Here is a 26,227-nt window from a genome sequence, read left to right on the forward strand (position 1 = left end):
GCGGAGGAAACATCATTCTCAACACGGCATCGCCCGAGATGGATTGACGGGACGTGCGGGATCGTAAGGATACCCCTTTGACCCGTCCCGCAGGAGAACCATGGTGAGCAGCCCCTCCCCCGTGCTGTCGATTGAGAATCTCTCCATCGGCCTGCCGGCCCTGGCCGATCGTCAGCACGCGATCAGGAACCTGTCGCTCTCCATCAATCCGGGCGAGACCCTGTGTGTGGTCGGCGAATCCGGATCCGGAAAGTCCATGACCGCCATGGCGACCATCGGCCTGCTGCCGAGCGGCGTCGAAGTCCTGTCGGGCACGATCAAGCTTGCGGGGCGCGATCTCCTCTCCCTCGACGAGACCGGCTGGTGCGATGTTCGCGGCCGGGAGGTTGGAACGGTGTTTCAGGAGCCAATGACCTCGCTGAACCCGGTGATGCGCGTGGCCGATCAGATTTCGGAGACTTTCCGCGCCCATGGGCTGCTCAGCCCCGCAGAGCGGGACAGGCGCGTGCTGGACCTCCTCACGGAGGTGCACCTGCCGCATCCTGAGCTGATCGCGAAGGCCTACCCGCACGAACTCTCGGGCGGCCAACGCCAGCGGGTGATGATCGCCATGGCGCTGGCGCTCGAGCCGAAGCTCCTCATCGCCGACGAGCCGACCACGGCGCTGGATGTGACCACACAGGCCCAGGTGCTCAAGCTCATCGACAACCTGCGCCGCAAGATGGGCGCGGCGGTGCTGTTCATCACCCACGATTTCGGCGTGGTGGCCGAGATCGCCGATCGGGTTGCGGTGCTGCAGCAGGGCGAACTCGTCGAGGAAGGACCAGTCGAAGAGGTGCTCACCCGCCCGCAGCACGCCTACACCAAGCGACTCCTTGCGGCGGTGCCCTCACTGACGCCTCCTGCCCCCAAGGCGCTTGCAGGCGAGCCCATCGCCCTCAAGGTCGATGCACTCACCAAGACATATGGCGGGCGCGGCCTCTTCCGCAAAGGCCGCGAGGTTCAGGCGGCGGACGCGGTGAGCTTCGACATCCGCCGCGGCGAGACGCTCGGGCTCGTGGGCGAGTCCGGCTCAGGCAAGTCGACGGTCGGGCGCTGCGTGCTCCGGTTGATCGAACCCGACGGCGGTGCCATCACCATCGGCGATCTTCCGTTCGGCACCCTGTCCCAGCGCCAGCTGCGATCCCACCGCCAGAAAATCCAGATGGTGTTTCAGGATCCTTTCGCCTCCCTCAATCCACGCCGCACAGTCGGGCGCATCATCGCCGAGGGGCCGGTCACGCAAGGAATGGATCCAGCCAAGGCTCTCGACGATGCGCGCATCCTGCTGGAGAAGGTCGGGCTCCCGGTACAAGCTATCGAACGCTATCCGCATGAGTTCTCCGGCGGCCAGCGCCAGCGCATCGGCATCGCCCGCGCGCTCGCCATGAGGCCGGATGTGCTGGTCGCGGACGAGGCCGTGTCGGCCCTCGATGTCTCCGTTCAGGCCGAGATTTTGAAGCTGCTGAAAGGCCTGCAAGAAGAGTTCGGCCTTGCCATTCTGTTCATCACCCACGACTTGAGGGTTGCCGCCCAGATCTGCGACCGCGTGGCTGTCATGCAAAAAGGTCGGATTGTGGAAATGGCCGAAACCGCGCAACTCTTCGCGCATCCGCGGGATGCCTATACCCGCCAGCTCCTGGCCGCCGTGCCGGGCATGCATACGATGATTTAGGGAGACGAAACCCGTGAACGATCAGGTCAGCGCGACGGTTGCGCCCAACATGGTGTTCCAGAATTTCATCGGCGGGCGCGACCGTCCTGCCTCCGACGGCATGACGCTTGATGTGTTCTCGCCTGTCGACGGCACGCTCTTTGCCCGCATCGCTTCCGGCACGTCCCAGGACATCGACGAGGCCGTGAAGGCGGCTCGTGCGGCGTTCGAAGGCGCCTGGGGCAAGCTGACGGCAACCGAGCGCGGACGCCTGCTGATCAAGCTCGCCGCCGCCGTTGAAGCGCATGCGGACGAGCTTGCCGCCCTGGAAAGCCGTGATAACGGCAAGCCCCTGCGCCAGTCCCGCGCCGATGCGATTGCGCTCGCCCGCTACTTCGAATTCTACGGCAGCGCCGCCGACAAGCTGCACGGGGACGTGATTCCCTATCTCAACACCCACTTCATCGGCGTCGAGCGCGTGCCGCACGGGGTGACCGGGCATATCGTGCCCTGGAACTATCCGATGCAGATCTTCGGGCGCTCGGTGGGCGCAGCACTGGCTGCCGGCAACGCCACCGTGGTGAAGCCCGCCGAGGATGCCTCGCTGACGATCCTGCGCGTATCGGCACTCGCCCGCGAAGTCGGCTTCCCCGATGGCGCGCTCAATGTGGTGACGGGCCTCGGCCGCACGGCGGGCGCGGCGCTCGCCGGCCATCCCGGCATCGACTTCCTGTCCTTCACCGGCAGCCCCGAGACCGGCACAGCCGTTCAGGTTGCGGCGGCGCAAAACCATGTTGGCGTGACCCTCGAACTCGGCGGCAAGTCGGCCCAGGTGGTGTTCGACGATGCTGATCTCGAGCGCGCGTTGCCGACCCTTGTGAATGCCATCATCCAGAACGGCGGCCAGACATGCTCGGCCGGCAGCCGCCTGCTGATCCAGCGCGGCATCTTCCAAGATGTGGTCGATGCGGTTTCCGAGCGATTCCGCGCCCTGCGCGCCGGTCACCCGGAACACGAACCCGATCTCGGTCCGATGATCAACCAGGCGCAGCAGCGCCGTGTCCTCGGCTACCTGGAGCGCGGCCGCAACGAGGGCCTCACTGTCGTCGGCGAGGGCGTGGTAGCACTCGACGCTCCTCCCGGCGGTTATTACGTGGCCCCCACCTTCCTCGCCCCCGTTCCGCACGAGAGCATCCTGACCCAGGAAGAGGTGTTCGGACCGGTCCTGGTGGCGACGCCCTTCGAGGACGAGGCGGAGGCGATCCGGCTCGCGAACGGGACGCAATACGGCCTTGCGGCAGGAATCTGGAGCCGGGACGGAATGCGCTCCACCCGCGTCGGTCGCGCCATGCGCGCCGGCCAGGTTTTCGTGAACTGCTACGGGGCCGGAGGCGGCATCGAGCTGCCCTTCGGCGGCTTCGGCCGCTCGGGCCATGGCCGCGAGAAGGGTTTCGAGGGGCTGATCGAGTTTACGACGACGAGAACACTCGTCATCGCGCACGGATAATTCAACACGTCTGAAATCAGGGGAAGAACCATGAATCGCCTTGAAGGCAAGGTGGCGCTCGTCACGGGCGCCGGGTCCGGCTTCGGTCTGGGAATCGCCGAAACATTCGCCCGCGAGGGCGCCAAGGTCGCCATTATCGACATCAATGAAGCTGCAGCCAAAGGCGCGGCGGAGAAGATCGGTTCTTCCGCCATCGGATTGGCCGCAGACGTATCGAAGGCTGCTGATGTGAACGCGGCGGTCGAGAAGACGATCTCCGCCTTCGGCAAGCTGGACATCGTGGTCAACAATGCGGGCATCAGCCATCGCAACCGGCCCATGCTTGAGGTCGAGGAAGACGAGTTCGACCGGGTCTTCGCGGTGAACGTGAAGTCGATCTATCTCTTCGCCAAAGCGGCCGTGCCGCTGATGCAGAAGCAGGGCGGTGGCGCGATCATCAATGTGGGCTCGACGGCGGGCCTGCGCCCGCGCCCTGGCCTTACCTGGTACAACAGCACCAAGGGCGCCGTGCACACCATGACCAAATCCATGGCCGTCGAGCTCGCCCCCAGCAGGATCCGCGTCTGCGCCCTGGCCCCCGTTGCCGGCGAGACGCCGCTGCTCGCCACCTTCATGGGCGAGGACACGCCCCAGAAGCGCGAGCAATTCGTGAACTCGATCCCGCTCGGCCGTTTCTCGACGCCGCAGGACATCGCCAACGCGGCGCTTTTCCTTGCGTCGGACGAGGCCAGCATGATCACCGGCGTTGTGCTCGAGGTCGATGGCGGGCGTTGTATCTGACGGCGAGCTCTCTTCGACACCCTCACTGTCATTCCGGGGTGGCCATGGCCACCCCGGAATGACATGGAACCTTCGGTCAGCCCTTCTGCCACTCGAACGGCAGCGGAGCCTCCCGGAAGGCAAACCTGTCGAGGTGCGAAGCCACCACGCCCCTCATGCGCTGAAGCGTCTCGTCGTCCTCTGCCTCGACCCTCACCATGAGGGCCCCGGAATCCGCCGTCATCGTAGCGACGGCGGCTGGAAAACGGACGATACCTTTGTTCTCGGAAAGCTGGACATCCAGCTTGTGGCTCCAGTGCTTGCAGAGCTGCTGGAGATATTTGGCGCCGTTCTCGGTCGGCACCAGGGCCGTCTCAAAAGCCATTTCAAAGCCTTTCTTGCCGCCAAAGCCGTTCGGATGAGCCGGCTCTGCGGGGCATTCGACAAAGCTGCTTAAGCCTGTGATGAGTGGAAGTTAAGTGAACAATCCGTCATGACGGTCTTCCATCCGGCGCCATCCTGCGTAAGCTGACGTCACCGCGACCTGTCGCAGACCATACCGGATGGAGTTCCAGCCTGATGACGAAGCGCCTCCTGACTGCCGCCCTTCTCCTCTCCGTCAGCGCCATCCCGGCCTTTGCGGCCAAGGCCTCCCTGGTGGTGGGCATGCCCATCGAGCCGCCGGGCCTCGATCCGACCGTCGCCGCACCCGTGGCCATTCGCGAGGTTACCTGGGTCAACCTTTATGAGGGCCTGGTGCGCATCGACCGAACCGGCAAGGTGCAGCCGCTGCTCGCCAAGAGCTGGGAGATCGCGCCCGACGGCCTGACCTACACCTTCCGCCTGCAGGAGGGTGTTAAGTTTCACGATGGATCGACATTCGATTCGGCGGATGTGAAATTCGCTTTCGACCGGGCCCGTGATCCAAAGTCGACGAATGCGCAGAAGCAGATCTTTGCGCCCATTGCCTCTATCGAGACGCCCGATCCCGCCACCGTGGTGATCAAGCTGAAGGAGCCCTCGGGCAACTTCCTCTACTATCTCGGATGGGGCGATGCGGTGATCGTGGCACCGGAGACGGCGGCGACCAATGCGGCCAATCCCGTCGGCACCGGACCGTTCAAGTTCAAGTCTTGGAGCCGCGGCGACCGGGTGGAACTGACGAAGAATCCCGATTACTGGCAGAAGGACAAGGTGAAGCTGGAGAGCGTTACCTTCCGCTTCATCAGCGATGCGCAGGCGCAGGTGGCAGCGCTCAAGGCCGGTGACGTGGATGCCTTCCCGAATCTCGGCGCGCCCGAACTCTTCGCCGAGTTCCAGAAGGACAAACGCTTCAAGGCTGTGGCCGGAAACACCGAGGGCGAGACCGTGGCCGGCATGAACAATGCCAAGAAGCCTTTCGACGACGTGCGCGTGCGCCGTGCACTCATGCATGCGGTTGACCGCAAGGCGCTGATCGAGGGCGCCTATTCTGGCTTCGGCCAGCCCATCGGCAGCTTCTTCTCGCCGAACAACCCGGCGTTTGTCGATACGACAAACGTCATTCCTTACGACGTGGAGAAGGCCAAGGCGCTGCTGAAGGAGGCGGGCTACGGCAACGGCCTGTCGATCACCATCAAGTCACCGCAGATGGCCTATGCTAGCCGCTCGGCGGAACTACTCTCGGCCATGATGGCGGAAGTCGGCGTGGATCTGAAGATCATCCCGACCGAGTTCCCGGCCAAGTGGATCGAGGAGGTGTTCAAGAACAAGGATTACGACGTCACCATCGTGTCCCACACGGAGCCGCTCGACATCGATATCTTCGCCCGCGACAGCTACTACTTCAATTACAAGAACGACAAGTTCAAAGCCTTGATCGCCGATGCCGCCAAGACTACGGACGAGAAAGCGCGCTTTGCGAAATATACGGAAGCGCAGAAGATCCTGGCCGAGGACGTGCCGGCCCTGTTCCTGTTCCAGTTGCCGAAGCTTGGCGTGTGGAACGCGAAGGTGCAGGGCCTGTGGGAGAACTCGCCGATCCCTTCGAACGATGTGACGGAAGTGTCCTGGACGGAGTGATGTGAAGAGCACCTGCCTCTTCCCTCCCCCTTGTGGGGAGGGTTAGGGTGGGGGTGTGAGCGCCATCCTTGCAGAACGTGACGCTGACACCCCCACCTCCAACTCCTCCCCACAAGGGGGAGGAGTGTTACTGGCACAAAATGAATTGCTCTCTCGTCAGATGCATGACCAGCATGAGGTCCATCTAGCTCATGCTGCGTCTCGTCATCACCCGCCTCCTGTCACTCGCCGTGACACTCCTGTTCGTATCGCTGGCGATCTTCCTGATCCTGGAGGTGCTGCCCGGCGATCCGGCGGCCATCATGCTGGGTACCGCCGCGCGGGAGGATACCCTTGCCGCGCTGCGGCAGGAACTCGGGCTCGATCAGCCGGCGCTGCTGCGCTACCTGCAATGGATCGGCGGCATCCTCCAGGGCGATCTTGGGCAGTCGATCACCTACAAGATGCCGGTCTCGACGCTTGTGGCCGAGCGCATGAACGTGACGCTGCCGTTGAGCCTGCTCGCCATCGTGATCTCGACAGCGCTTGCACTGCCGCTCGGGGTCGCAGCCGCCGCGCAGCGCGATGGGATGGTCGACCGCGCCGTGCTGGTGTTCAGCCAGCTCGGCGTCGCGGTGCCCAATTTCTGGATCGGCCTTCTGTTCATCCTGTTCTTCTCGACATGGCTCGGCTGGTTCCCGGCCGGAGGTTTTCCGGGATGGAGCGCGGGCATTGGCCCTGCCCTGCAGGCATTGCTCCTGCCCGCCGTTGCGCTCGCTCTGCCCCAGGCTGCCGTGCTCACGCGTGTCACGCGTTCGGCCACTTTGGAGGTGATCGGCGCCGACTTCGTGCGCACCGCCCGCGCGAAGGGCGTCGACAAGGGCGCAACCCTGCGCCGCCACGTGGTGCCGAACGCGCTCATTCCCGTGACGACCATCTTAGGCCTGCAGCTCTCGTTCTTCTTCGGCGGCGCGATCCTGGTGGAGAACGTGTTCAACCTGCCGGGCCTTGGACGCCTCGCCTATCAGGCGCTCAACCAACGCGACCTCGTGGTGATCAAGGACATTGTGCTGATCTTCTCCGGCCTCGTGATCGTCGTGAACTTCCTTGTCGACATCGGTTACGCCATCCTCGATCCGCGCCTGAGGAGCCGGGCATGACGAAGCGTTCGCGCATTCCGCTGAATTCCGCCCTCGTGGTCGGCGGTATTCTCACGGCATTGCTGATCGTCACCGCCCTCGTGTCGCTGCTCTGGACCCCGGAGGTGCCGACCCGCGTGCGCGTCGCTCTGCGCCTCAAAGGCCCCGGGGAGGTCGGCCTTCTCGGCACCGATCATTTTGGCCGCGACGTCGCCTCGCTGCTGATGGTCGGCGCGTGGAACTCGCTCGCCATCGCATGGCCCGCGGTTCTTCTGGGCGCTGCCATCGGCACCGCCATCGGCTGCGCGGCGGCGGCCTGGAAAGGATTGGCTGACGAGATCGCCATGCGCGTGTCGGACGTGGTCTTCGCCTTTCCGGCGGTGCTCTCCGCCATCATGATCGGCGCGCTCCTGGGCTCCGGGCCGCTGGCGGCCATCCTGGCGATTGCCGTGTTCAACATCCCCGTCTTCGCCCGCGTCACCCGCGGCGTCGCGCTCCAGGTCTGGACCCTCGATTACATCGCGGCGGCGCGCGCCATCGGCAAGCATCCGCTGCGCATCACCTGGGAAGACGTGATGCCCAACATCGCGGGTGCCTTGATCGTGCAGGTCACGATCCAGCTCGCGCTCGCGATCCTGACGGAAGCGGGCCTGAGCTATCTAGGCCTGGGCGTGCGCCCGCCAAACCCGAGTTGGGGGCGGATGCTGAGCGATGCGCAGACTTATCTCTCGCAGGCGCCGCATCTTGCCATCGCGCCGGGTATCGCGATTGCGCTCTCAGTGTTGGGATTGAATCTTCTGGGCGATGGCCTACGCGATGCGCTCGATCCGACGTTGAAGGGACGTGGCGCGACCGCATAAGGCGGCTTTTAGCAACCACTTTCCTCATCCTGAGGAGCAGACGAAGTCTGCGTCTCAAAGGAGCCTCCAGAGAGCACTGGAGGCTCCTTTGAGACGGATTGCTCAAGCAATATCCTCGTCAGGATGAGGTCTGAGCTCTAGTAAGCGCATTGAGCCGCCTTGCTCATGTCCTTCTGCACATCGGCAAGGATCTCGTATGAGCGCACGCGCTTGCCGTGATCGTAGATGGCTGAGGCCGCGATGATTTCGTCTGCTCCGGTCTCGGCGATGAAATCCTTCAAACCCTCACGCACGGTCTTTCCCGAGCCGACGAAAGAGCAGGAGAGCATGCTCATGGCCTGCGCCTTCTCATGGGGCGTCCAGTAGCTCTCGATGTCGTCGATGGGCGGCTGGAGCTTGCCGCGTGTGCCGCGGAACATGTTGGTGAAGGCCTGTTGCGCGGAGGTGAAGAGGTGGTGGGCCTCCTCGTCCGTGTCGGCAGCGATCACGTTGACGCCCACCATGGCATAGGGCCGGTCGAGCTGCGCCGAAGGCTGGAAGCGTTCGCGATAAACGTGGAGCGCCTGCATCAGGGCGCCCGGCGCGAAATGGGACGCGAAGGCATAGGGCAGCCCGAGCATGGCAGCCAACTGCGCGCCGAAGAGGCTGGAGCCCAGGATCCAGATCGGGACGTTCGAACCTGCCCCCGGCACGGCCTGGATCGCCTGATCGGGCTGCACGGGCCCGAGCAGCGCCTGCAGCTCCAGTACATCCTGCGGGAAGGTATCGGCCGCAGCGGGATCGCGACGCAGTGCCCGCAGGGTCCTCTGGTCCGTGCCCGGCGCGCGCCCGACACCTAGATCGATGCGGCCCGGATAGAGGGCGTCGAGGGTGCCGAACTGCTCGGCGATCACCAGGGGTGAATGGTTCGGCAGCATGATGCCGCCCGCCCCGACCCGGATCGTCTTGGTGCCCCCGGCAACGTGGCCGATCGCCACGCTCGTCGCGGCGCTGGCGATGCCCACCATGTTGTGGTGCTCGGCCAGCCAGAACCGGGTGTACCCCCACTTTTCGGCATGCTGCGCCAGATCGAGGGAGTTGCGCAGGGCATCCGACGGCGTGAAGCCCTCGGGAATATGCGCGAGATCGAGAATGGAGAAAGGAGGCATGGACAATCTTTCTGGTGCGGTTCAAGGCCGAACAAGGGTGATCATGAGATCATCATTCAGAGCCTCGGTTGCAACCCGTAAAGCCCCTCGCCCGGGGCACACCAGCCCTGCGCGCAAAAAACCCGGCGCTTGAAACGCCGGGTTTTTCGATGACCTGAGGCCTTAAGACTTAGCCGCGTGTGCGGGCGCGGATCATGTAGGTGTCGAAGGCGTATTCCGCCACCTGGAACCAGAGATATTCCTCGTTGCGGAAGGCGCGGAGCGAGTCGATCAGCTTCTTGAAGTCCGCATTCTGGGCCGAAATCTCCGCATAGACCTCATTGGTCGCCTTGTAGGCGGCGTCCAGAATTTCCTGCGAGAACGGGCGCAGCTGCGCGCCGGCGCCCACGAGGCTGCGGAGCGCCGCCGGGTTCTTGGCGTCGTACTTGGCCAGCATGTCCTGGTTCGCTGCCATGGCGGCAGATTCTACGATGGCCTTGTAGTGCTTCGGCAGAGACTCCCACTTCTCCTTGTTGAACAGGAAGTGGAGCGTCAGACCACCCTCCCAGAAGCCAGGGTAGTAGTAGTACGGCGCGACCTTCTGGAAGCCGAGCTTCTCGTCGTCATAGGGGCCGATCCACTCGGCGGCATCGATGGTGCCGCGCTCGAGCGACGGATAGATGTCGCCGCCGGCCACCTGCTGCGGGATCACCCCGAGCTTCGCCATCACCTGGCCGGCGATGCCGGCGATGCGCATCTTCAGGCCTTGCAAATCCTGAACCGTCTTGATCTCCTTGCGAAACCAGCCGCCCATCTGGGTGCCCGTGTTGCCGCCCGGTAGCGCATAGAGATTATGCTTGGCCATGAAGTCGTTCACGAGGCCAATGCCGCCGCCGTGATACTGCCAGGCGTTGAGCTGGCGGGCGTTCAGCGTAAATGGCACGGCGGCAGCCGCCGCGAAGGTCGGATCCTTGCCCACATAGTAATAAGCCGCCGTGTGGGCCATTTCGACCGTGCCGGAGCTGACGGCGTCAGCGGCCTGGAAGGTGCCGACGATCTCGCCTGCGGAGAACGGCTGGATCTGGAACTTGCCCTCGGTCGCCTCGGACACGTACTTCGCCAGGAAATCGGCACCGCCATAGATCGTATCCAGGGATTTCGGGAAGCCGGAGGTCAGACGCCAGCGGATTTCCGGATTGGATTGGGCGATGGCCGGCTTGGCGACGGCGCCAGCGGCGAGGCCTGCACCGGCCGTTGCGAGAAAGTGACGGCGTTTCATGATTGCCTACTCCTGTTCGAGGGCATGTCGCGCTGTGAGGGAGGCCCGGTACAAGGGATCGCTGCCCTTGAGTAAAGTTAGACGAAAGACTCAGATTGCAATGGTCATTTCCGGCAACTGGATCGCCCTGCTCCCTGTTCCTCGGATTATTCGAGCGTCAAATCGTTGAAATGACGAGGATGTGGCCCCACACGGTGAATAACGTTTCGGTGGTACCTTGCCGGTGTGCGCTATCGACCATGATTCCAGCGCAGATGCCCCTTGCCGGGCTTGCATGAGGACTGAGAGAAAACGTTGGATTTGAGCCATTTTATGACGCCGCAAGCCCTTTATTACACTGATATAAAGTATATAAACTTAATCAATATAAAGTTACATAATCCTCATTAGTAATGAATGTGAATCTTGTAGCATTCAACGTGGAAACTGCCAGTATTAAGGAAGCATACCTCTTACGAGTCAGCGAGTTACTTATCATCAGCCACAGATTCGCCATAGTCAGCACATGAATTTTGCCTGAGCAAGGGGAAGAGCCAGCGTGCTCTTATAGGCCGATGAACAAGACGCTTATTTTGCTTGGAGCCACCATCCTTACGCATGGGATGATGTTCAGCGGGGCTGAGGCCCGGCTGGTACGGTACGAGATCAACGGAAAACAGTATTCTTACAGTACCAACAACCTGGCCCAGACAGCAGAAGCCAGGAAGCGAATTGCGGCCGCGAGGGCGGCGGAGGCTGCAAAAGGAATGACTGAGGGCGAGAAGGCCAAAGAAGCGGATGGACAGCTTCAGCAGATCCTGTCCGGACCGACTGAGTATATGGCAGTTTCCCAACCCGTCCGCGACCGCATCGCCGAACCTGCGAAGAAGTCTCAGGACAGACAAGCACGCCAAGCGTCGGTCGCCAAGCTTGCTCCACGGCCCATCACGGTCGTCCGGGCACCGGCCAAACCGATCCTCGCCTCTGCAGTGGCATCATCTCTCGTCGTTGCAGAGCCAGTCAGCTCGCAACAGCAGACGAAGGTGAAGTCCGTCTCTTTCGACATGCAGACCGGGATCAAGACGATCATCATGATTGACGGGACGATCGAGGAGGAGCCGTTCGACAGCAGCGCTCTGGCATCCCTAATTCCTGATTCCGGAAAGACGAACAGCCTGACGGCCTTTGTGAACCAGTTGCGGAAGATGGCGCCCGAGGAATCGACGGGCTCGATCAGAACCAGCGTAGCCGAACCGGAAGACGATTCTCTGATCCGGCATCGGTAGATTTCCGAGCGGCCTCAGCCAACCGCATTTGTAACGCCTGCATCCAGAATCGTGAGCCGGGCCCGGCGACTATCGATTACGGCCATGGCGCCAAAAGGCAATGTGGCGATCGGATCGGTGTGACCGAAATCGAGTTCAGCCAGAACGGGCAGATGCTGGAGTCCACTCTCATCGAGGGCGCGCAGAACCGCCCTCTCCTGTTCCCGACGATAGGCCCCGTCCGTCTGCCCACCCGGTCGCCCGAGAACGATGCCGGACAGGCGGTGCAGGATGCCCTGCGCTGCGAAGTTGCGCAGCCAGCGGAGAACCTGCGCGGCCGGCGGGGCTTCTTCGGACGTTTCGTATAACAGGATGGCGCCGTCCCAGTACTCCAGCGGCGGCCACCAGTCCGAACCTTTCAGCATCTCCAGCACTTCGGCGCACCCGCCGATCAGGTGTCCCTGCACGGTGCCCGTTCCCTGCAGGGTTCGCGGACCGGTCGAAGGCGTCAGCTTCCTAAGCCGATTCTGGTTCTCTGGATCCTTCCAGGGCAGGTGCTCGACGGTCCAACCTTCCCGGTTCGGCCCGATCTCGCCGATGGGTGTCGTCTCGAAAACAGCCTTGTACAGAGCGTTCTCGGCATAGGCATGCATGCCACCGTTCTCGGCAAAGCCCGCCATGATCGTCGGACCGTAGAAGGAGCAGAGACCGGCCTTGAGGCAGCCGAAGTGCAGAACTGTCGGATCCGAGTAGCCGAGGAACACCTTCGGATTGCGTGCGATCACGTCAAGGTCAATGTGCGGGATCAGGCGGATGGCGTCGTCGCCGCCGATGCTGACGATGACGCCGCGGATGGAAGAATCCGCGAAGGCGGTATTTATGTCCTCAGCCCGTGCCTGAGGGTTCCGGTCGAGCCACTCCGCATCGCGCAAAGCGTGGGGCATCTCGACGGGGATGAGCCCGAAGGCCTCCGCCAGATAGCGTTTGCCGGCCTCGTAACGATGCGGAAAAACCGCCGGCCCGCCCCAGCTCGTCGACACGATGGCGACGCGATCGCCCGGCTGTAGTGCCTGCGGTTTGACGAGAGGTCTCTGCCACCAGCGATCCCCCATGATGTCTCCTGCGAACAAACGTTTCTTCTTCGCAGATCATGCGCCTAAAGAAAACGGCGCCGCTATCACGGCGCCGTCCTGTTGGTCGGATGAAGGCTTAAGCCTTAGAGGTCCATGCCGCCGGCAGGCATGGCCGGAGCCGCCTCCTTCTTCGGCTTCTCGGCAATCATCGCCTCGGTGGTGATGAGCAGGCCTGCCACGGAAGCAGCGTCTTCGAGCGCGACACGCACGACCTTTGCCGGGTCGATGATGCCGAACTTGTAGAGATCACCGTACTCGCCGGTCTGAGCGTTCCAGCCGGCCGCGTAGTCACCCGCCTCGGCCACCTTGCCGACGATCACCGAGCCGTCCTCGCCCGCATTGATGGCGATCTGACGGGCCGGAGCTTGGAGGGCGCGGCGCACGATCTCGACACCGGTCTTCTGGTCGTCGTTCGCAGGCTTCACCCCATCGAGCGCCTTGAGAGCGCGCAGCAGGGCAACGCCGCCGCCAGGCAGGATGCCCTCCTCGACGGCCGCCTTGGTGGCGTGCATGGCGTCGTCAACGCGGTCCTTCTTCTCCTTCACCTCGACCTCGGTCGCGCCGCCGACGCGGATCACCGCGACGCCGCCTGCGAGCTTGGCGAGACGCTCCTGCAGCTTCTCGCGATCGTAGTCCGAGGTGGTCTCCTCGATCTGCGCCTTGATCTGGCCGACCCGGGCTTCGATGTCTCGCTTGTCGCCGGCGCCGTCCACGATGGTGGTATTCTCCTTCTCGATCACCACCTTCTTGGCGCGGCCGAGCATGTTCAGCGTGACATTCTCAAGCTTGATGCCGAGATCCTCGGAGATCGTCTGCCCCTTGGTGAGAACAGCGATGTCCTCAAGCATGGCCTTGCGGCGATCGCCGAAGCCTGGAGCCTTGACGGCGGCGATCTTCAGGCCGCCACGCAGCTTGTTGACCACGAGAGTTGCGAGTGCCTCGCCTTCCACGTCCTCGGCGATGATCAGCAGCGGCTTGCCGGTCTGCACCACGGCTTCAAGCACGGGCAGCATGGCCTGGAGGCCCGACAGCTTCTTCTCGTGGATGAGGATGTAGGGATCCTCAAGCTCCACGCGCATCTTCTCGGCATTGGTGATGAAGTACGGCGAGAGGTAGCCGCGGTCGAACTGCATGCCCTCGACGACCTCAAGCTCGGTCTCAAGCGACTTCGCTTCCTCGACCGTGATGACGCCTTCGTTGCCGACCTTCTGCATGGCTTCCGCCAGCATGCGGCCGACATCCGCATCGCCATTGGCCGAGATGGTGCCGACCTGGGCGATCTCGTCGTTGGACGTGACCTTCTTGGCGTTGTTCCTGAGGTCCGCCACGACAGCTTCAACAGCAAGATCGATGCCGCGCTTGAGATCCATCGGGTTCATGCCGGCGGCAACCGCCTTGGCGCCCTCGCGGACGATGGCCTGGGCGAGAACAGTGGCCGTCGTAGTGCCGTCGCCGGCGCGGTCGTTCTGTTTCGACGCGACCTCGCGCACCATCTGGGCGCCCATGTTCTCGAACTTGTCGGCAAGCTCGATTTCTTTCGCGACGGTGACGCCGTCCTTGGTGATGCGCGGCGCGCCGAAGGACTTCTCGATTACCACGTTGCGGCCCTTGGGGCCGAGGGTGACCTTCACCGCATCGGCCAGAATGTCGACGCCGCGCAGCATCTTGTCGCGAGCGTCCAGGGCAAATTTGACTTCCTTAGCAGCCATTGTTCGTCACTCCTGTGAGACGTAACGATGTGTGACTCTGAATTGACGGATTGGCCTTAGGCGGCCTTCTTGTGAGCGGCGGACTGCTCCAGCACGCCCATGATGTCGCTCTCCTTCATGATCAGGAGATCCTCGCCATCGATCTTGACCTCGGTGCCGGACCACTTGCCGAACAGCACGGTGTCGCCGGCTTTCACGTCGAGTGGCACGAGCTGACCCTGCTCGTTGCGAGCGCCGGGACCGACGGCGATGACCTCGCCCTGCTGGGGCTTTTCCTTCGCGGTGTCGGGGATGATGATCCCACCCGCTGACTTCTGTTCGGCCTCGATGCGGCGGACCACGATCCGGTCATGCAAAGGACGGAACTTCATGAAGCTTCCTCCAATGATATCAGTCTGTTAACTGCCTCAAGCGGAGCCGTTCGGGCCTCCGCGGTCGATGATTTGGTTGAAGGAGTTTCATCGTTCAAGAGGGGCGTGAAAATTTTTTTGGCAGTTGTGGGAACCGAGTGCCAGGAGCGAGGATAAAGGCGCCTTGTCGGCTAAGCCTGACAGCATCGAACAGCCAGCGCCGTGGGGCCCGCAGCCTAAGCTGCGAGCCTGACGGTGGGTCGAGGGTGGCGCTCAGGGCAGCCCGGCTCGCTGTGTGTTGGAAGATGTCAGAGCCGAACTGCTCTTCGCGCACGGTTTGTTTCAGCGGACCTGGATCTGAGCCAGGATCGGCCACCCGCGATCACAGGGGTGCGAGCCCTGCGGCGGGACCGTGCCTGCTCCCACACTGCGACGCCTCGCGAGCGCGCCCCTCACAGGAACAGATCTAAGCAGACTTATAGCCCAGCTTAGGAGAATTGTCAAGAACAAAATAAGAACATACTCGCCGCGATCCCACTGTCATTCCCGGCCGGAGATGGCGCAGCCATCGCAGGGGAAGGGAATCCATAGTGCCGCGTTTGATCTGGATCCCTTTCCCGGCCTGCAGCCGCCGGGGATGACACCGCGCCATCGGAGACTGCGCGCTCGCCGTCAATAATGCGGCGGCGGGGGTTCGGGCGAGCGGGGACCGGCGCTGTCCGCGACCTCCTGGACGCGGTCGAGCACCTCGTTGAGCTGCCGCCTGAGGACGTCGATCTTCTTCCACTGGTCGATGACGGTCTGGTTCAGATCCTCGATGACCTGATCCTGATAGGCGATGCGGATCTCCAGGGCTTCGATCCGGGCGTTGACGGAATCAGGCTCGGTCATCGGTCGACTCCCCTGCCTCCACCAAGCCATGGCTTAGGGCCACCCGCTCATCGAACACGAAGCACTCGCCCTTCCAACGGCTCTCGACCTCCGGTATGTCCTCCAGGTATTTGAGGATGCCGCCCTTCAGGTGGAAGACTTCCTCGAAGCCCTGGTTGAGCATGTAAGCGCTCGCCTTCTCGCAGCGGATGCCGCCCGTGCAGAACATGGCGACCTTCCGGTGCTTGGCCGGATCGAGTTCATTCGCCACGAAGTCCTTGAATTCGCTGAAGCGCTTGATCCGGGGATCGACCGCGCCCTCGAAGGTGCCCATCTCGACCTCGAAATCGTTGCGGGTATCGAGAAGGACGATGCCGGGCTCCTCCAGCAGCCGGTTCCACTCGGCCGGCGACACGTAGGTGCCAACCCGGCGCAGCGGATCCGTCTGCGGATCGCCGAGCGTCACGATCTCCTTCTTCAGCCGCACCTTCATGCGCTTGAAGGGCATCTCGGAGGCCGAGGAGAACTTCAGTTCCAGATTGTCGAGGCGGCCCTGGAACAGCAATCCGCTCCGCAACTCGACGATCAGGGCATCGATGCCCTCTTCCGTTCCCGCCACAGTGCCGTTAATGCCTTCATGGGCGAGCAGGAGCGTGCCCTTGATCCTGAGATCGAGGCAGAGCTTATGGAGCGGCTCCTTGATCTCGCGGAAATCCGGCAGCGGTACGAACTGATAGAGAGCGGCAACCTTGTACGTCATAGGGGCTGTTTATCAGGATGAGCGAGGGGGGAAAACCCGCTCACTTGGTTCCCAATGTCGCTCTGGATCTCCTTCCCGGTCCTGCGGACCGCCGGGGATGACATTGAGGGTGTCATTCCCGGCCGGAGCGTAAGCGGAGGGGAAGGGAATCCAGAACCGCGTAAGGACAGCTTTTCAGGCAGCTAAACCTTCGGCCAGGGGCGCTTGTCCGGGCACATCTCCTCCCAGGCCTGAGAGAGCCGCAGCACGCCGACATCGTCAAAACGACGGCCGATGATCTGGAGGCCGATGGGGAGACCCGCTTTCGTGAAGCCGGCATTCACGGAGGACGCTGGCTGGTCCGACATGTTGAAGGCGACAGTGTAGCCAATATGCTCGAACGGCTCTTCAGGGTTGTGGATGGGCGACGCCAGTTCGGCCGGATAGGCTACGCAAGGAGCCACGGGGGAGATCACGAAATCGAAGCTTTGCGTGGCGGTCACCGCCGCGTGGCGCATGACCATCATCTGGTTCATGCCGCTATACACCTCGGCGCCGGTCAGATCCCTGCCTCCTTCGGCCCATTGGCGGATATAGGGCAGGATTTTGCCGCGCTCCTCTTCGCCCAAGGGAGCCATGTCCGTCCAGGCGCGCTGGCGCCAGAAATCGTCGAGACCGTCGAGCATCTCTCGGGTGATGAAGGCGGGGACGTCCTCGATGATGGCGCCGGCGTTAGTCAGAAGTCTCGCGGCCCGCTCGACCGTCGCGCGGATCTCCGGATCGAGCGGCATGCCGATGCCGGCCTGCATCATGACGCCGATTCTCAGGCCCTTGAGATCGATGTTCAGATCGAGCCAGGGGAGGTCCTGGTACGGCAGGCTCATGGGATCACGAACGTCTGGCCGCGTGAGGCTCGTCATCATGAGCGCGGCATCGCGGACCGTTCGGGTCATGGGCCCCGCCACTCGGCCGTAATACGTCGGGTCGATGGGGATGCGGCCGAAGCTCGGTTTGAGGCCGAACACCCCGCACCATGACGCCGGCAGGCGGATCGAGCCTCCGATATCGGTGCCGATGTGGAACGGCCCGTAGCCCGCCGCCGCTGCAGCTCCCGCGCCCGCCGAGCTGCCGCCAGGATTTTTCGAGAGGTCCCACGGATTGCGGGTGAGTGGGTGAAAACTGGAGAGGCCGGAGGAGAGCATGCCGTAATCCGGCATGGTGGTCTTGGCCAGGATGACCACACCATCCTCCCGCAGCCGTGCTGCCGCAGGCGCATCGTCGGCGGCAGGGACGAGCGGGCGTGCGGCCGTGCCGAGCGGCACAGGCGTTCCCTTGGTAGCGATGTTTTCCTTGATCGTTGCGGGAATTCCGTCGAGCGCCCTCGCCTCACCCCGCATCCAGCGCTGCTCCGAGTCTTTTGCGGCATTCAGGGCGGTCTTGGGGTCAAAGGCATAGAGAGCCTGAAGCCGCGGCTCGTATGCCTCGATGCGGGCAATCACGGCCTTCGTCACATCGACGGGCGATACCGTCTTGCGGCCATAGGCTTCGAGAAGCTGTAAGCCCGACCAGTCGGCGAGGTCCATTGACGAGTCCTGAGAAGAAAGATGTGCCGACGATTGCGTGCTCAATGCGAAGTTCTCCCGCTCGCGGATTTGATCGTCAGGCATGCTGAAGCGATCGTTGCGGCTGGTAAACCCGTTTTACCGCATCGCTGCGCATGAGCTCATGAACCCAGTGCAGAGGCTCACCTACCCAATCTCGCCCAAACGGCTTAATCATACTCGTTAGAGGCATCCGCATCGCCACAATGGCACAAAGCTAGACCGATGCTGTTTGTCTGCTGAGTCGGAAAGAACATCATGATCAGGATGAAATTTTGGGAGGTGATGGAATAACAAAGCTAACCTCGCCGGCTCATTACAGAAAGGCTTGGCTGCTCATCCACCAGTTGTGTTATTATAGTCTTGCAGATGCGCCAGATTTCCCCTTCTAGGAATTGGCTTAGGGCGGTGATCCGTTGCCATGAGGAATGGTTCCAATGCTGCCATTCACCGAAAAAACCGGCTCCTTGCCGCTTTGGAGCCAGAAGACTTTTCTTGGCTTGCGCCTCACCTCGAGATCGTGGAACTTCCCCGGGGCAAGGTTCTCTTCGAAACAGGTGAGGCGATCAGGCACACTTACTTCCCCCATGACGGAATCGTCTCTCTGGTGACGGTCCTTCAAAGTGGCGGATCCGTCGAAATGGCCGTCTTCGGCCGGGAAGGTGCCCTCGGATTTGTCAGCGCGCTCGTCACCCGCCAGTCTTTCGGCCGCTACATCACCCAAGTCCCGGGAACGGCGTCGCGCGTTTCCTTGGAACGGTTGAACGAGGGTGTGGCCGAGAGGCCGAAGCTGCGGCACGCCATGTTCCGCTTCACCGAGGCATTCCTGGCCCAGACGCTGCAGACCGTTGCCTGCAATGCCGTTCATAGCGTGGAGGCCCGATGCTGCCGCTCGATTCTGACCACGCGGGACCGTACTGATCGGGATGAAATTCCCCTGACCCACGAAGCACTGGCCGAGATGCTGGGCGTTCAGCGCTCCACGGTCAGCAGTGTCACGAGCGCGCTCCAGAAAGCCGGTCTCATCGTTCAGGGAAGAGGCACGATCCGAATCACTGACCGACAAGGGCTCGAGGAAACGGTGTGTGAATGCTATCGCACGATCTGTGAAAGCTTTCAGAGGCTTCTGCCGGGCGCGCTCAGATGCGACTGATGACGCCTGACGGGTCGGCGATGTGCGGGTGAGCACATAACTTTCCTAATGAAAACGATTTCTTCAGAGCTTGTGTCGGCTACCCAACAGACGAGGTAACTCTGACTTAGTACCTTGGGCTTCTATTAACGCAAAGTTAATACGAGGAAGACAATGGGCGATACTAAGTTTCATAAAGATGAATTTAGAAATGGGGCTCGTCATCCAAGAATCTACTCACCCGCATTTCAACCTCTGCTGCAATCTCTCCTAGCGACACTGGCCGATTTGGATTTCGCCTACGAACAGGAGCGCGAGAAACTGAGCAACACGTCACCCGACACCAACGTCAGGAGCCGTGCTCTCAAGACGCTCAAGAATAGGCATCGCGAGCGCCGCGAACCTTACATCCAGCAACTTGCCATCTTGCAAAAGCGCATCATGGAAATGAGGGCCTGATCCGAGCAAACCCATTCCAATCCGTTCGGTGCATCCTGACGCTGAGTGCCGGACTTGAATAACAAAGAATTTTCCTGGGGGCTAAAGCACTCGATGAACAGGTCACGCGGGTGCTGTCACAAGACCTGAGCACATCACACATGCTCACGCGGGATTGTAGCCAATGACAGAGGAAGAGATCGAGGTCGTCGCGGAGGAACTGGCAAAGATCGGGGGCGTGACCTGGTATCCGGGTCGGGAAAGGGGAACCCTGATGAGGGTTGTCTGTGATCGCTATCGCGACCGTGCCCGGATGGCCATCGAGGCTCTGGAGCGTTACCGCGCGACGCGGCAAGCAAGCCTCTCCCAAGACAACGAGAAGCCCGCGGCCCTCTCGACCATCAGCGCACCAGCCTCTCTCGCCAACGATGACATCAGGCCGGGCGCAACCGTGATCTACCGTCCCCCTGGAGACCGCAGGGCCTATCCCTGCCGCGTGGTCGAGATCAAAGGGAACCGCGCGTACCTCGCACCTATTCTCCGGGCCTGCACGGATTGGGTCTCCATCGAACACCTCATGCCGTCCAAGACGGAAGAGGCAGTCGCACAAGCGCACGACTGAGTGACAAAGGGCGGCTCTTTCCGGAGCCGCCCTCGTCTATGGATCAGGCACCTACTGCGTCAGCTTGCTGTAGGTTCCGCCCTTCCAAACATTGATGTCGTATTTCGGATTCTTGATGTCGCCCTTCTGATCGAAGGTCACAGGGCCGATCACCGTGTCGACGGTGGTCTCGCGCAGCGTCTTGGCCACGGCTTTCGGATCCGCCTTACCGGCCTTCTTGATGCCTTCCGCAATCGCCTGAACGGTCGCGTAGGAGAACAGGGTGAAGCCTTCCGGCTCGAAGCCGATCTGCTTGAACTGGGCCAGCGCTTCCTTGGCCGTCTCGCTGCCGCGGGCATCGGGCGGGAAGGTGAACAGGGTTCCCTCGGCGGCAGGCCCTGCTACGGATGCGAATTCCGGAGTCGCGAGACTGTCGCCCATCATGAGCTGGAACTTGTAGTTCTGGTCGGCGGCCTGACGCATGATGAGACCGGCTTCCGTGTGGTAGCCGCCGAAATACAGGAACTCGACGCCCTGGCTCTTGAGCTTGTTGACCACCGCCGTGTAGTCCTTCTCGCCGGCGTTGAGGCCCTCATACAGAACCTCCTTGACGCCGGCGCCATTCAGCGAGGCTCGCACCACATCGGCAAGCCCTTTGCCGTACGCGCTCTTGTCGTGAAGGATGGCGATCTTTTTCGATCCATAATTCTGCTTGATCCACGGCCCGATGAAACGGCCCTGCGCGTCATCACGCCCGTACAAGCGCATGATCGTCGTCCAGTTCTGCTCCGCCGCCTTGTCGGTCATGGCCGGATTGCTGGAGGCCGGGCTCATCATCAGCACGTTGGCCTCGGCATAGACCTCGGAGGCCGGGATCGAGGAGCCGGAACAGGCATGGCCGTCGACGAACTTGATGCCGTCGGACACGATGCGGTTGGCAATTGCCACAGCCTGCTTGGGATCGCAGGCATCGTCATGGACGACGATCTTGATCGTGTTGCCGTTGACGCTGCCGTTCTTGTTGATGGCCTGCGCGGCCAATTCGGCGCCGTTCTTGAGCTGCTCGCCGATGCTGGCCACCGGTCCCGTCATCGGGCCCGCCACCGCAATGGTGATCTCCGCCGCCTGCGCGTATCCAGCGCTGAGCAGCAAGGCCAGGGCAGACAGCTGATAGGTGTATCCTCTCTTCATGGTTTTGCCTCCATGTTTGAATGTCGTGCTTCTATGCATTGGCGTCTTGGAGCGATTGTGCTCCGAACCGTCGGATCTGGAAACGGGAGATGTCGCTTGCCGACACCTTGCCCAGGGCAAGATCGGCCAGCACCTCGCCGATCACGCTCGCAAATTTGAAGCCATGTCCGGAACATGGCGACGCCAAGACGATGCGCGGATCGACGGGCGAGAGATCGATCACGAAATCCTCGTCCGGCGTGCGGGTGTACATGCAGGCGCGCATCTGCCGGAGAGGGCCGTTCGCATCCGGCATCGCCAATTCAAGCATCCGCCGGATCTGCGCCTCGTCTGCAGGTCCGCCATCCTGCGCCAAATCGCTCGCTGTCGGCAGGATCGCCCCTTCCCGATGGGAGGCCGTCTTGACGCCGGTGCCGGCGAAATCCGGAAAGCCGTAGCAGGCGTCGTCCTCGGATTCGAGCAGGAAGACCGGGCAGCGATCCGGAGTGAAGAGCGAGGGCTCAAGCGGCGAGAACCAGCCGAGCACCTGACGGGTGATCTTGAGATACGGCTTCAGCGCGGGCGCAAAATCGCCGATCCACGCACCGGTGGCGACGATCACCGAGCCGGCCTCGATTACCTCCGTGTCCGTCCGCACCCGGATCCCTGCTCCGAAAGGCTCGATGGCCACCACACGCGTGTTCATGCAGGTTTGCGCGCCCAGACGCTCCGCCTGCTGCACGTAGGTTTGGATCGCCAGTTCAGGCCGCAGGAATCCGCCTTCAGGCTGGAACAAGCCGGTCCAGTGCGACGGAACCTTGAAGCCGGGGAAACGCCGGGTGATGTCGGCCGCGCTCAGCACGTCATGAGTCAGGCCGTGCTGCCTGGAGGCATCGAGCGAGCCGCTCACGATGGGAGATCCCGGATAGCCCGCCTCGAGTACGCCCGTCACCGTGAGGATCGCCTCGCCGGTGAGATCCTCCAGCTCGCGCCATTTCTCAAGAGCCCGCCGCACCAGGGGCACGTAGGAAGGATGCTCGAAATAGGACAGGCGGATGATTCTGCTCTCGCCGTGCGACGATCCCCTGTCATGGGCCGGCGCGAACTGCTCGATGCCAACGACCCGGTGACCCTGGCGGGCCAAGTTGAACAAGGCAGCGCTGCCCATGGCGCCAAGCCCGATCACCGCCACATCGAATGTTGTCATCGCATTCCCTTCACCGTCCGCCGCGCAGGGCTGCCGATGTTACGCACCCAGATATCGTGAGGTAACGTAAAGTCTTCTGCACGCCTGCCAACCCGTATTCACGCGCCCGCACGATCTGTTCCGCAGGAAAAAGCGGCCATAAGGGAACCCTTTCGGTGCGCTTGCGATTCCCCGTCCATCGAATGAGGAGAAACGACATGAGCCGCGGCTTTCCATCCATGACAGCACTTCTGGGTCTTCTGGCCGTTGCCGGTTTCCAGAATCGGGACAAAATCGCCGAAATGCTCCGCGGCGCCACAGGCAACCGGACCGGTCTACCCGGCGGAGCGGACCAGCAGGCGGGCGGCATGGGCGGTCTCGGTGGACTTCTGGGCGGTGAAGGCTTGGGCGGGCTCCTTGGCGGTATGGGCGGCAATGCGAGCCCTGGCGGTCTGGTGAGCGGCGGCCTAGGTGAACTGATCAACAGCTTCCGTCAGAACGGCCAGGGCGACGTGGTCGATTCCTGGGTGAGCACCGGCCCCAACAAGGAGGTTGCACCGGACCAGCTGGAGCGCGCCATCGATCCCGACGTGCTCGCGACGCTGACGCAACAAACCGGTCTCTCCCGCGAGGAGCTTCTGTCCCGCCTGTCGAGGGAGCTGCCGAAGGCGGTGGATCAGTACACCCCCAACGGGCGCGTTCCGAACGAGCAGGAAATCTAATTAGGTTGCCGCACCGGCTTTAGTGCTTTCACATCATGCGCTCCCAGGTCGAGTCTGGGAGCGCAGACTTTTGCCACCACCAAAAGCTGCGCAAGCGGCGGACACGTTGTCCTTCTTGAGAGTGGCCCTTTGGGCTTGCAAAACTCTATCCTTTTGTCCCGTCCACTACTCCCATCGTTTCCCCCTGGGACAGTTCCCAATCAGGTAAGCTTTCCCAACTTCGTCATAGAGCGAAGTGAGGGAGAGGCTGATGCATACGGATCGGTTTGTCGTCTTCAGGTTCCAAGGCGAGTGGCTGGTCACTTACGCGGACCGAAAGCAGACAGCGTTCGCAACACGGCAGGACGCGGAGCGCTCCGCATTCGATGCCGCAGACAATCTCGCGTCCAGCGGCCATGCCGTTTCGATCCTCATCATCCCGGACGAAGCGGAGGCAACAACCTCTCTTCCGGACAAGAGCGAACAAAGGGCGAGTCTGAACTGACCCGAAACATCCTGTCCCTATCCTGGCATCCAGCCTGGGGATAAACGGCGCTTCGGGTCATGCCCCCCGGCCCAAACCAGCCTGCCGCAAGCTTGGGCATTCAGTTGCCACAATTGAATGCCCATAAGCCAAGATTATCCCGTTTGTTCATTGGAGAGGATTGTGATTGTAGCCTATGATCTCGACGAGATGGTCGACCTCCTTGCGCTCAATCGCCCCTTCGAGGGCCCTGTCGGCGAGACCATGGCCCACAAGGTAGCGACCCTGCCCCTTCGGGATGCAGTTGCCCTGGTCGTCGAGGATTGGGCAGACGACAAGTTCCGGCAACTGAGTGCCGTCATCGTCAGATCCTCAGGACCTGCGATCCGGGGCTTCGAAGAGATCCGGGATCTTCATGCAATGGCGGAGGCCGGAACAGCCTCCTGATTGGCCCTTCCTCAACCCTTGCGGCGGGCGAATTTGGACCTTGACGAAACCACCCCGTTCGCGTCTATTGCGCCACCTGCGAAGCGGGATCCCGATCCTGCCTTTTCGCCTGGAGACGTGGCCGAGCGGCTGAAGGCACTCGTTTGCTAAATGAGCATACCCCAAAAGGGTATCGAGGGTTCGAATCCCTCCGTCTCCGCCATCCCCTCTGCCAGCTCTTAAATTTCCCTGCAAAGTACGGCTTCGGGCAAAGCCTGAATGCCTTGCCTCCAGTAACAGGCGCAACAGAGCGGGTTCAGCCCTTCACGCTCACGACGTTGGTTGCCACACCCGGGCAGGCCAGAACGAACTCCGAATGCAGGCGGGTGTGCTCGATTCCGCTCACGACCGTGCAGCCCTTCAGGTGCGGCATGGTGGCGATGTACTCGACCGCAGCTTCCTCATGCCTCACGCCCGTATGCGCCCGCACCGGCACGATCCCGCGGCGCTGCTCGCAGAGGGTCTGGGCGACCTCGGATACCCCGTAGGCAGCCACCAGGATCGTCGGCTCTCCCGGTCTCTGGAAGACCTGGTATCCGCCGCCGCATCGCGTCTCGACCTTGGCCGCAGGTGTTGCCACGTAGTAAGAGAGCGATCCGGGCGCCGTGCCACGGGCGCAGCCTGAGACGGATGCGGCCAGGGCCGCAGCAAGAACCAAGGGCAGGGTCCGGGTAAGCATCGGTTCCTCGGAGTGAGAGCAGATCAGCCCTCCTAGCAGCAATTGTCGAGCTTGTCTTGAGCCTCTGCTCCCCGAAACGAACGGCCTGTGCTAATCCGGCGCGGGATGCACAACCTGTGAGCGGAGAAGACTATGACGGACATTCGGCGCGTCGGCGTCGCTGCGCGGTACAGCGATCTCGTGATCCTCGGCGACACGGCCTATTTCTCGGGCTACATTCCCGAAACGACGCTCCATGGGTCCGTCGCGGAGCAGACCCGGGACATTCTCGGGCAGATCGAGCAGTCGCTGGCCGAGATCGGCAGCGACAAGTCAAAGCTCCTGCAGGCGACGATTTGGCTCGCCGACATGGCCTCCTATGACGAGATGAATGCCGTCTGGGATGCTTGGCTTGATTCCGGGCAGGCTCCGGCCCGGGTCTGTGTCGAATCCAGGCTGGCGGATCCCGACTACCGGCTTGAAATCCAGATCATTGCAGCGCTCTGAAGCCGCAAATCTTACGCCCGCTCGGCCCTGGAACTGGCCTTGGCCAGGGCATTCATGCGCTTGCGCTCGTAGTGCTTGGCCAGCCGCAGGTGGCGCCAAGTGGCGTAGTTCATCGCGATCAAGAAGCCGTAGGTGCCCCGCAGAATATGCAGCCGCCCGAAATAGGCTTTGAGGAAAGCGGCTGGGAATTCGAAATAGACCCGCCATGTGGGAATCGAGATGCCCCTCACCTCGAAGTCGACGGCCTGCTGATCGGTATAGCTGTTGAGCTTGGCCAGCTGATCCCCGAGGGATCGCACAGACCGGTGATGCACGAGGCCTTTGAGCTTGCCGGTCTTCGTGCCGGGATTCAGGTCGACCCGGTCGTGAACGAGCGAGGAGGAATATCGGCCGGCATCCCGGCGGTAGAGCCGGACGGGCGCAACGCGGTAGGCCAATGGATGCGGAGCCGCCTCCCCTGGGAAGGTCTCGACGATGCGGATTCCGTAGGCCTGGCAGGACGGTTCCCCATGGGCAAACAGGGCACGGATCTCGGCCAGCAGCTCCGGCGACACCACCTCGTCCGCATCGAGGTTCAGGAGCCATTCGTGCCGGCACTGATCCTCGGCGAAGCGCTTCTGAAGACCGTAGCCCGGCCATGGATTGAAGATGACGCGTGCGCCGAGCTCCTCAGCCACCGCCTGCGTTCCGTCGGTCGAGCCTGAATCGACCACGACCAGATCGTCCGTCAGGCCGCGGATGGCGCGGATGGTCGCGCCGATCCGGTCGGCTTCATTCTTGGCGATGATGAAGACGGAAACAGGAAGCATGGCGG

27 protein-coding genes and 1 tRNA gene are annotated in these 26,227 nt (G+C 62.3%); 15 read left to right on the plus strand and 13 right to left on the minus strand.

Annotated features, from left to right (window positions below; all coding sequences use genetic code 11):
• Positions 1–100 precede the first annotated feature (100 nt).
• The 3 genes from I2H36_RS12250 to I2H36_RS12260 are packed head-to-tail and all read left to right on the plus strand — an operon-like array spanning position 101 to position 3,980.
• Complete coding sequence (locus tag I2H36_RS12250; protein WP_196264182.1) at positions 101–1,714, plus strand: ABC transporter ATP-binding protein; 1,614 nt, start codon at positions 101–103, stop codon at positions 1,712–1,714.
• A 49-nt stretch (positions 1,715–1,763) separates the two neighbouring features.
• A complete protein-coding gene (locus tag I2H36_RS12255; RefSeq protein WP_196264301.1) occupies positions 1,764–3,200 on the plus strand; it encodes an aldehyde dehydrogenase family protein in 1,437 nt (478 codons plus the stop codon).
• A 30-nt stretch (positions 3,201–3,230) separates the two neighbouring features.
• The gene (locus I2H36_RS12260) at positions 3,231–3,980 is read left to right on the plus strand and encodes an SDR family oxidoreductase (protein WP_196264183.1); all 750 of its coding nucleotides are present in this window, start codon (positions 3,231–3,233) and stop codon (positions 3,978–3,980) included.
• Positions 3,981–4,056: 76 nt separating this feature from the next.
• On the opposite strand, the gene I2H36_RS12265 is transcribed toward I2H36_RS12260, so the two are convergent.
• Positions 4,057–4,344 (minus strand): DUF2218 domain-containing protein, encoded by a 288-nt coding sequence (locus I2H36_RS12265; RefSeq protein ID WP_196264184.1) that lies wholly within the window; start codon positions 4,342–4,344, stop codon positions 4,057–4,059.
• A gap of 194 nt (positions 4,345–4,538) precedes the next feature.
• Here I2H36_RS12265 and I2H36_RS12270 point away from each other — a divergent pair, with 194 nt between their 5' ends.
• From I2H36_RS12270 to I2H36_RS12280, 3 genes are all read left to right on the plus strand, one after another.
• Positions 4,539–6,020 carry an ABC transporter substrate-binding protein gene (locus I2H36_RS12270; protein ID WP_196264185.1) on the plus strand — a complete coding sequence of 494 codons (1,482 nt, stop codon included), beginning with the start codon at positions 4,539–4,541 and terminating at the stop codon, positions 6,018–6,020.
• A gap of 191 nt (positions 6,021–6,211) precedes the next feature.
• Entirely contained in the window at positions 6,212–7,159 is a 948-nt protein-coding gene (locus tag I2H36_RS12275) for an ABC transporter permease (protein WP_196264186.1), read from the plus strand.
• Positions 7,156–7,998, plus strand: coding sequence for an ABC transporter permease (locus I2H36_RS12280; protein WP_196264187.1), 843 nt, complete (start codon positions 7,156–7,158; stop codon positions 7,996–7,998). The genes I2H36_RS12275 and I2H36_RS12280 overlap by 4 nt, the downstream gene beginning before the upstream one ends.
• 137 nt (positions 7,999–8,135) lie before the next feature.
• Here I2H36_RS12280 and I2H36_RS12285 read toward each other — a convergent pair whose 3' ends face one another.
• Together I2H36_RS12285 and I2H36_RS12290 are read right to left on the minus strand one after the other, a co-directional pair.
• Positions 8,136–9,146: an LLM class flavin-dependent oxidoreductase gene (locus I2H36_RS12285; RefSeq protein ID WP_196264188.1), complete on the minus strand. Its 1,011-nt coding sequence runs from the start codon at positions 9,144–9,146 to the stop codon at positions 8,136–8,138.
• 169 nt (positions 9,147–9,315) lie between these two features.
• The gene (locus I2H36_RS12290) at positions 9,316–10,404 is read right to left on the minus strand and encodes a TRAP transporter substrate-binding protein (RefSeq protein ID WP_196264189.1); all 1,089 of its coding nucleotides are present in this window, start codon (positions 10,402–10,404) and stop codon (positions 9,316–9,318) included.
• 554 nt (positions 10,405–10,958) lie between these two features.
• Here I2H36_RS12290 and I2H36_RS12295 point away from each other — a divergent pair.
• On the plus strand, positions 10,959–11,669 hold the full coding sequence (locus I2H36_RS12295; protein WP_196264190.1) for a hypothetical protein: 711 nt from the start codon (positions 10,959–10,961) through the stop codon (positions 11,667–11,669).
• A gap of 14 nt (positions 11,670–11,683) precedes the next feature.
• On the opposite strand, the gene I2H36_RS12300 is transcribed toward I2H36_RS12295, so the two are convergent.
• The 6 genes from I2H36_RS12300 to I2H36_RS12325 form a co-directional block, all read right to left on the minus strand.
• Complete coding sequence (locus I2H36_RS12300; RefSeq protein WP_196264191.1) at positions 11,684–12,760, minus strand: S66 family peptidase; 1,077 nt, start codon at positions 12,758–12,760, stop codon at positions 11,684–11,686.
• 104 nt (positions 12,761–12,864) lie between these two features.
• On the minus strand, positions 12,865–14,490 hold the full coding sequence (gene groL, locus I2H36_RS12305; RefSeq protein ID WP_196264192.1) for a chaperonin GroEL: 1,626 nt from the start codon (positions 14,488–14,490) through the stop codon (positions 12,865–12,867).
• A gap of 56 nt (positions 14,491–14,546) precedes the next feature.
• The gene (gene groES, locus I2H36_RS12310) at positions 14,547–14,861 is read right to left on the minus strand and encodes a co-chaperone GroES (protein WP_196264193.1); all 315 of its coding nucleotides are present in this window, start codon (positions 14,859–14,861) and stop codon (positions 14,547–14,549) included.
• A 651-nt stretch (positions 14,862–15,512) separates the two neighbouring features.
• Positions 15,513–15,731, minus strand: a complete 219-nt coding sequence (locus tag I2H36_RS12315; protein ID WP_196264194.1) for a SlyX family protein — start codon at positions 15,729–15,731, stop codon at positions 15,513–15,515.
• Positions 15,718–16,470 carry an oxygen-dependent tRNA uridine(34) hydroxylase TrhO gene (gene trhO / locus I2H36_RS12320; RefSeq protein WP_196264195.1) on the minus strand — a complete coding sequence of 251 codons (753 nt, stop codon included), beginning with the start codon at positions 16,468–16,470 and terminating at the stop codon, positions 15,718–15,720. The genes I2H36_RS12315 and trhO overlap by 14 nt, the downstream gene beginning before the upstream one ends.
• A gap of 182 nt (positions 16,471–16,652) precedes the next feature.
• A complete protein-coding gene (locus I2H36_RS12325; protein WP_246718771.1) occupies positions 16,653–18,032 on the minus strand; it encodes an amidase in 1,380 nt (459 codons plus the stop codon).
• Positions 18,033–18,570: 538 nt separating this feature from the next.
• Here I2H36_RS12325 and I2H36_RS12330 point away from each other — a divergent pair.
• The 3 genes from I2H36_RS12330 (at position 18,571) to I2H36_RS12340 (ending at position 20,242) form a co-directional block, all read left to right on the plus strand.
• Complete coding sequence (locus I2H36_RS12330; protein WP_343234441.1) at positions 18,571–19,203, plus strand: Crp/Fnr family transcriptional regulator; 633 nt, start codon at positions 18,571–18,573, stop codon at positions 19,201–19,203.
• Positions 19,204–19,356: 153 nt separating this feature from the next.
• On the plus strand, positions 19,357–19,641 hold the full coding sequence (locus tag I2H36_RS12335; RefSeq protein ID WP_196264198.1) for a hypothetical protein: 285 nt from the start codon (positions 19,357–19,359) through the stop codon (positions 19,639–19,641).
• Between the two features lie 163 nt (positions 19,642–19,804).
• On the plus strand, positions 19,805–20,242 hold the full coding sequence (locus tag I2H36_RS12340) for a hypothetical protein (RefSeq protein ID WP_196264199.1): 438 nt from the start codon (positions 19,805–19,807) through the stop codon (positions 20,240–20,242).
• Positions 20,243–20,293: 51 nt separating this feature from the next.
• Here I2H36_RS12340 and I2H36_RS12345 read toward each other — a convergent pair whose 3' ends face one another.
• The gene (locus I2H36_RS12345; RefSeq protein WP_196264200.1) at positions 20,294–21,412 is read right to left on the minus strand and encodes a branched-chain amino acid ABC transporter substrate-binding protein; all 1,119 of its coding nucleotides are present in this window, start codon (positions 21,410–21,412) and stop codon (positions 20,294–20,296) included.
• A gap of 31 nt (positions 21,413–21,443) precedes the next feature.
• Complete coding sequence (solA, locus tag I2H36_RS12350) at positions 21,444–22,598, minus strand: N-methyl-L-tryptophan oxidase (RefSeq protein ID WP_196264201.1); 1,155 nt, start codon at positions 22,596–22,598, stop codon at positions 21,444–21,446.
• Positions 22,599–22,795: 197 nt separating this feature from the next.
• Here solA and I2H36_RS12355 point away from each other — a divergent pair, with 197 nt between their 5' ends.
• The 4 genes from I2H36_RS12355 to I2H36_RS12370 all read left to right on the plus strand — a co-directional run bounded on the left by I2H36_RS12355 (position 22,796) and on the right by I2H36_RS12370 (position 24,411).
• Positions 22,796–23,299 (plus strand): YidB family protein, encoded by a 504-nt coding sequence (locus I2H36_RS12355; protein WP_196264202.1) that lies wholly within the window; start codon positions 22,796–22,798, stop codon positions 23,297–23,299.
• Between the two features lie 250 nt (positions 23,300–23,549).
• Positions 23,550–23,783, plus strand: coding sequence for a hypothetical protein (locus I2H36_RS12360; protein ID WP_196264203.1), 234 nt, complete (start codon positions 23,550–23,552; stop codon positions 23,781–23,783).
• Positions 23,784–23,945: 162 nt separating this feature from the next.
• A complete protein-coding gene (locus I2H36_RS12365) occupies positions 23,946–24,209 on the plus strand; it encodes a hypothetical protein (protein WP_343234442.1) in 264 nt (87 codons plus the stop codon).
• Between the two features lie 111 nt (positions 24,210–24,320).
• Positions 24,321–24,411, plus strand: a tRNA-Ser gene (locus I2H36_RS12370).
• Positions 24,412–24,504: 93 nt separating this feature from the next.
• Here I2H36_RS12370 and I2H36_RS12375 read toward each other — a convergent pair.
• On the minus strand, positions 24,505–24,927 hold the full coding sequence (locus I2H36_RS12375) for a hypothetical protein (protein ID WP_196264205.1): 423 nt from the start codon (positions 24,925–24,927) through the stop codon (positions 24,505–24,507).
• A gap of 132 nt (positions 24,928–25,059) precedes the next feature.
• Between I2H36_RS12375 and I2H36_RS12380 the strand changes: the two genes are divergently transcribed.
• Positions 25,060–25,413: a RidA family protein gene (locus tag I2H36_RS12380; protein WP_196264206.1), complete on the plus strand. Its 354-nt coding sequence runs from the start codon at positions 25,060–25,062 to the stop codon at positions 25,411–25,413.
• A gap of 11 nt (positions 25,414–25,424) precedes the next feature.
• On the opposite strand, the gene I2H36_RS12385 is transcribed toward I2H36_RS12380, so the two are convergent.
• Positions 25,425–26,222: a glycosyltransferase family 2 protein gene (locus I2H36_RS12385; RefSeq protein ID WP_196264207.1), complete on the minus strand. Its 798-nt coding sequence runs from the start codon at positions 26,220–26,222 to the stop codon at positions 25,425–25,427.
• Positions 26,223–26,227: the final 5 nt, after the last annotated feature.

Origin of the sequence: Microvirga terrestris (assembly GCF_015694425.1) — a bacterium.
Lineage (GTDB): Bacteria > Pseudomonadota > Alphaproteobacteria > Rhizobiales > Beijerinckiaceae > Microvirga > Microvirga terrestris.